We start from the raw sequence: 5,681 nt of genomic DNA, 5'->3' as shown, positions 1-5,681 counted from the left end.
GCCCGTCGCTATCACTCCCTGCACCTCAGGTAGCGAGGACGGCCCGTCGCTATCACTCCTTGCACCTCAGCGGGCGAGAGGGCTACGCGCGCAACCACTCTTAGGATCGTATGACGTTGTGCCCGGAATCCGGGCACAACGTCATACGAATCTGCAGTCGACCTCAGGACTGAGCAACCGCCTTCAACACCGGCGGAGTCCACGTGCCGTCGAGGATCTCGGGGCGGGGGCGATAGAAGCGGATGAGGTAGTTCCAGCCCTCCGGAGTCACGATCGCGTTCGGCGGGACGTCGCCCGAGGTGTCCGGGATGAACCGGACGGTGATCGAACCATCGTCGTTGCGAACGCCGGTGACGCTGTTGACCGTGTACAGATTCTCCTCGTTGGGCTCGAAGAACCCGGCCGCGTTGTAGACCGACACCGACCAGAAGGCATCGACCGGGACGTCGGCGAAGACCAGTTCGTAATGTCCTGGGCCGGTGGCCGGGTCGACGCCGACATAGGTCGCCTCCGAGGTAGGGAGACCACCCCAACCCGCGGCGCACCCGATCAGGTGTCGGACCGGGTCGACGTCATCGCGGGCGCCGAAGGTTCGGTCGAACGAGTCGAGTCCCTTGGCCAACTCCAACAGCGCGTTGCGGGTCGCGTCGAGGCTCGCGGTGTCGTAGTCGGGAGAAACGAACGGTTCCGACGACGCCGAGGCGATCGTCGTCCGATCCTGCAACTCACCGACCGCGGCGACGTCGGCAGCATTCGTCGGATCGACCAGAATCCGCACCGCGACGAGGACATACCTCGATCCGTACTGTTCCTGCGTCAGCGTGTGCTCACCCACGGCGTGCAGAACGCCGCCGACGTAGTGGTCCTCGTTCACGACCATCGCGGACACATATCGTTCGCCTGCGTCGGGCAGTGTGAGGGCGGCCGGTTCGGCGAGGTCGACGACGGCGAAGCTGTAGAGGGTGTCGCGGTTGAGCCGGATCACCGTCTGCTCGTCGATCGAGGCGGGTTCCCGGTTGTGGCGGAACTTCCCCACCCCGCCGGCGGCCAGTTGGATGTCGGCAAACATCCGGTGCGTCTCCGCCCGAACGAAATTGTCCACGTTGACATGGCCCGACATGCTCTGTCTCCCTCGATCAGTTGGGCGCTCGATACTCGACGCCCCGATATGGATTCGAAGCCTAGCTGCCGATCTCGACGGCCTCGGCTGCCGACACGGCGGCACGTCGCGCACCCGTGACGAACAGCACCAGACCGACGACGATCCACGTGGCCAGTGTCAGTCCCGCGGTGAGACCGCCTGCACCGCCGAAGTAGGCGGCCGAACGGACCAGGGTTCCGGCAGCACCCGGGGGCAGGATCTGTCCGACGGTGCCCAGCCCGGACGGCAGCCACGCGGCCGAGCCGGCGATACCGGCCAGCGGATTGCCGAGGAACATCATGACCATCGCACCGATGGTGAAACCCTTGGCGCCGAACGCGTTCTGCAGGCCCGCCAGCGGGATGGCCAGGGCGGCGACACCGAGCGCGATGGAACCGGCGACCGCCCAGAACTCCGTCGACCACAGTCCCGTGTCGATGCTGCCGAACCCGAAGGTGAGCATGGACGCGACGATGACGCCACCGACGACCGAGAAGGTGATCAGACCGGTCAGGTACCAGCCGTTGCCACGCGGGAAGATCTTCCGGAACGCGACGACCGGCACGATGCCGCCGAAGACGAGCGGGAACGCGAGACCACCGATGCCGATGCCGGTCGGGTCGGCCTCGGGCAGCGGGACCACGTCTTCGACCGTCACCTTCTCCCCTGTCGCCTGCCCGACCGCCTGCGCGGTACCGGTGAGGCTCCCACTGATCGACGCCGAGCCTGCGCCGGCAACCAGGGTGTGGACACCCGCCTCGTCGATCACGAAGCCGCCGACCACCTCACGGTGTTCGATCGCGTCCCGCAGCGCGGCCTCCGAGTCGTAGCGCTGGGGCTCGTACGCATCGGGAGCAGCCGTGGCCAGGCTCCGCTCGAACGAACCGACCGCAGCCGGCGAACCGACCACGCCGACCCGCAGATCGTGGGCACCACTCTTCAGTGACGGCAGGATGAACACCATCAGCAGCAGGATGAGGATGGCGCCCAAGCCGGCGGTCAGACCCGCCAGCATCACCACGGGCGGCGGCGTCTTCTTTCCCGACGCCGCCTTCTCCTCATTCGCCGTGGTTCCCAACTCCGTGGATGTCATCGCACGTCCTCCAGATCTAAACCGGATGCTTTTCCTCCGTTTTATAGTGGATGATAATCCTCCGGTTAGACTGGGGCTGTCAACACCGATGTGATGGACGAGTCAACGGCTCGAGAGGACGTGGGCATGCGAGCGGATGCAGCACGGCGTCGTCAGGCGATCGTCAAAGAGGCCCGTCGACTGTTCGCGGCACTGGGCGGCGGTGTCGCACTCGAGACCGTCGCGGAGGGTGCCGGGGTGGGAATCGCCACCCTCTACCGGAACTTCGAGTCCCGGCATGCGCTCGCAGACGAAGTGGCGCTCGCAATCCTGAACGACATCGGGCGCGCCGCCGACGAGGGTCTCACCGACATCACCACCACACCCGACACAGCGTGGACGACGTTCGTGAACCGGCTCGTCGATCTGGATCTCGGCGCCCTGTCGGCGGCGCTGGCCGAGTACGTGACCGCTGCGGTTCGCACCACCCAGGCCCAGACCTTGGCCCGCGTCGACGAACTGCTCGGTTCGGCCAAGAACGCAGGATTGGTTCGCGACGACCTCGACGCACTCGAGCTGATCGTCGGGATCGGCCTCATCACGCGCCCTCAGCCCGACGCCGTCACGGCAGCGACCCCGAACCTCGTGCCGCGCCTGGTGTCCATCCTGTTGGCGGGCATGCGTCCGTCGGCCGACGACTGACCCGCCTCGCGCTCAGACCGTCCCGCGTGCGGCCCACGCAGTGGCCGAGACGATGAATCGCCCGTCGCCGAGACGCTTCCGCGCCACCGCCTCGAGTTCGCTTCGATCGGTGGCGTCGAGCGACTGCACATACTCGCCCGCCGGACCGATGCCGAAAGTGTAGGGCTCCCACCACTCCTCGAAACTCGGATGAACAACGTCGACGGTGATCGGCTCCTCGACGACGCTCCGCAGTCCGGCCATCGCGAAGAGTGCCGTGAGATGACCACGGTGCGCGCCGGACAGCAGCGCCTCATCCCGGGCGTCCGGCTCGAGCACGTGTACCGCATCCCAGAACGGGGCGAGCGCTCCGGTCGGCCCGTCCCACACGCAGGCCGCGACGGTCCCGCCCGGACGTGTCACGCGTGCCATCTGCGCGAGACCGCGAACCGGGTCCGTCATGAAATGAACCACCAACTGCGCGATTACGTGGGTGAATTCGCCTGTGTCGTAGGGTAATTGCTCAGCAGTACCGCGGCGCACGTCAACGTCGGGAAATCGTTCGCGACAGGCATCGACGAAGGGTGGGGACGGATCGATCGCGCTCACAGCAGCACCCAGTGTCAACACATGGGAGGTCAGCGCCCCGGGGCCACACCCGACGTCGAGGACATCCGAATCGGCACCGACCCCCGCGAAGGCGGTGAAGACCTCGGCGAGCGGATCGGCGTAGCGGCCCATGAAGCGTCCGTACGCCTCGGGCGGGACGGCGAAACCCACTCCTCCATGCTACGACTCACCGACCATTCGAACCTCATGCCAATCGATCTCGACCGGCCCGGGTCAGTACAGCTGGTCCTCGCGCCATCCTCGGGACGCTTCCCTCGATCACATGGTCCACATGTTTGGACGTCATCCGTTCATACCAAATGGAATCGGACATGCACATGCGCGATCGGAACGGTGCAACAATCACACCGCTCGAACCCGACAAAGCGCTCGGAGCCCACTAGGTGGCCGGGTGTGGTCATCGCGGCGACGGCAACGACCACATGGAGACGACGAAGTGGAGAGCGACCGATGAAGCGTTTCCGCCTGTTCGGCATCACGGCGTCGGCCATCGCCGTGCTCACGATCTCGTTCGGCACTGCCCATGGCGCGCCGGCACCTGCAGCGCCCTCACACTTGTCGATCGCCTCCGCGGACGGCACCTCCATCACGTCGAGCCTGCGGAACGCCACCTTCGTATCAGCCGGGAGCGAGCTGCGGGTCGTCGACCCGAACGGGCGACTTCTCGAACGCGTCGCCCTGACCCTGCCCCTCAACGGGGCGACGGTGCCGCTGCGCACGCAGGTCAGCGCCGATCGCACCCAGGCGACCTTCTCCCCGATCCTCACGCCGGAGGCTCGCGCCGCGATCGCGGCGGGCGTTCGTCCCGCGTCGGCGAAGAAGGATCGCGCGTATCAGCAGATGATCTGGCACATCAACAACGGCTGGAACCGCGGCGGCAACGTGACCACTGCAATCGGTGCGCTCGCCGGCCTGATCATCGGCTGCCTCGTCATCGTCGGTTGCATCTGGGGCGCCGGGGTCGGCGCTGCCATCGGCGCGGCGATCGGCATCAGCAACGGCGATCCCGCCACCGCACAGTCGATCCTGAACTGGATCAACACCCCATGACAGAGGGGTAGCTCCCCTCGATTCCGGACGCGGCCCTTTCCCCCGCCGCCCCGGAGTTCCCCCAGGAAGATCCCTCGCGCCCTCCCCCGACAGAAACGCGCGAGGGATCTTCTTTGCAGAAGAGTACTTTACAAACAGGAACTTTTGTATAGACAACGTCCATTGTCGTGATCGGGGTCCGGCGCGGCGACGAAAGTCCCGGTGAGCCGATAGGTGCCGGGCGGTGGCTCACCTCCATCGAGCACGGCAAACTGGTGGCCATGACCATCGCCACCGACCTCGGACTCGCTCCCGCGACCCCACTCCCGCGCGTCTCGCTCGCGTGGTCGATGCAGTACAACCGCAACACCCGGATGGACGGGCAGCCGGCGATGGCCGCGCACTTCGACGTGGACGTCGACACCAGGAGCGACGTGGGCGGCGGTACCGGACGTCCGCTGCGCGCCGAGATCTCGAACGCGCTGGAGCCGGTCGGCGCGGCAGGATGACGACACGCAATCACGCGCAGGACAGCGAGTCGCTGCTGCGCAACTCGTTGCTCGACGGGTTGCACGACCTCCTGACCGAGCGAGACTGGTCGGCGATCCGCATGTCGGACGTCGCCGCCGCCACCGGCGTCAGTCGGCAGACCGTCTACAACGAGTTCGGGTCGAGATATGGCCTGGCACAGGGATATGCGGTCCGGTTGGCGAACCGCTTCGCGGGTCATGTCGCCGAGTCTCTCGCCGACCACGCCGGCGATGTCACCGGCGCGCTGCGCACCGCTTTCACCGAGTACTTCACCGGCGTGGCCACTGATCCCCTGATTGCTTCGCTGCTGTCCGGCGAGGCCAAACCGGATCTGTTGAAGCTCATCACGACCGACGTGGCGCCGATCATCGCCACCGCGAGCGACCGCTTGTCGCAGGCGTTCCGCGAGGCGACCTGGTTGTCGATGCCGGAATCCGACATCGAGCGCATCTCGCACGCGATCACCCGCATGGCGCTGAGCTTCGTCGCGATGCCTCCGGAGGGCGATCGCGACGTCGCGGCCGACCTCGCCGAGATCATCGCCCCGGCCATCGAAGCTGCGCGAATCCGGGACTGAGCTGGGCCTGCAACGCGTCA

General features: G+C 66.5%; 7 protein-coding genes. 4 read left to right on the top strand and 3 right to left on the bottom strand.

The genetic code is table 11. The annotated features are described in order from the left end of the window. Positions 1–163: 163 nt before the first annotated feature. Positions 164–1,120: a DUF1214 domain-containing protein gene (locus OK17_RS01005; RefSeq protein WP_232717155.1), complete on the bottom strand. Its 957-nt coding sequence runs from the start codon at positions 1,118–1,120 to the stop codon at positions 164–166. A gap of 61 nt (positions 1,121–1,181) precedes the next feature. Then, positions 1,182–2,234 carry an ABC transporter permease gene (locus OK17_RS01000; protein WP_232717153.1) on the bottom strand — a complete coding sequence of 351 codons (1,053 nt, stop codon included), beginning with the start codon at positions 2,232–2,234 and terminating at the stop codon, positions 1,182–1,184. A 126-nt stretch (positions 2,235–2,360) separates the two neighbouring features. Between OK17_RS01000 and OK17_RS00995 the strand changes: the two genes are divergently transcribed. Continuing rightward, positions 2,361–2,915, top strand: coding sequence for a TetR/AcrR family transcriptional regulator (locus OK17_RS00995; RefSeq protein WP_461416411.1), 555 nt, complete (start codon positions 2,361–2,363; stop codon positions 2,913–2,915). Positions 2,916–2,927: 12 nt separating this feature from the next. Here OK17_RS00995 and OK17_RS00990 read toward each other — a convergent pair whose 3' ends face one another. Then, positions 2,928–3,674, bottom strand: coding sequence for a class I SAM-dependent methyltransferase (locus tag OK17_RS00990; protein WP_461416410.1), 747 nt, complete (start codon positions 3,672–3,674; stop codon positions 2,928–2,930). A gap of 300 nt (positions 3,675–3,974) precedes the next feature. On the opposite strand from OK17_RS00990, the gene OK17_RS00985 reads away from it, so the two are divergent. The 3 genes from OK17_RS00985 (at position 3,975) to OK17_RS00975 (ending at position 5,661) form a co-directional block, all read left to right on the top strand. Continuing rightward, a complete protein-coding gene (locus OK17_RS00985; protein WP_461416409.1) occupies positions 3,975–4,574 on the top strand; it encodes a hypothetical protein in 600 nt (199 codons plus the stop codon). 260 nt (positions 4,575–4,834) lie between these two features. Continuing rightward, the gene (locus tag OK17_RS00980; RefSeq protein WP_461416408.1) at positions 4,835–5,062 is read left to right on the top strand and encodes a rubredoxin reductase; all 228 of its coding nucleotides are present in this window, start codon (positions 4,835–4,837) and stop codon (positions 5,060–5,062) included. Further along, positions 5,059–5,661, top strand: a complete 603-nt coding sequence (locus tag OK17_RS00975; RefSeq protein ID WP_232717145.1) for a TetR/AcrR family transcriptional regulator — start codon at positions 5,059–5,061, stop codon at positions 5,659–5,661. Before OK17_RS00980 ends, OK17_RS00975 begins: the two co-directional genes overlap by 4 nt. Positions 5,662–5,681: the final 20 nt, after the last annotated feature.

This window comes from Gordonia sp. GN26 (assembly GCF_054823965.1).
This window is presented reverse-complemented; position numbering and strand designations above follow the sequence as displayed.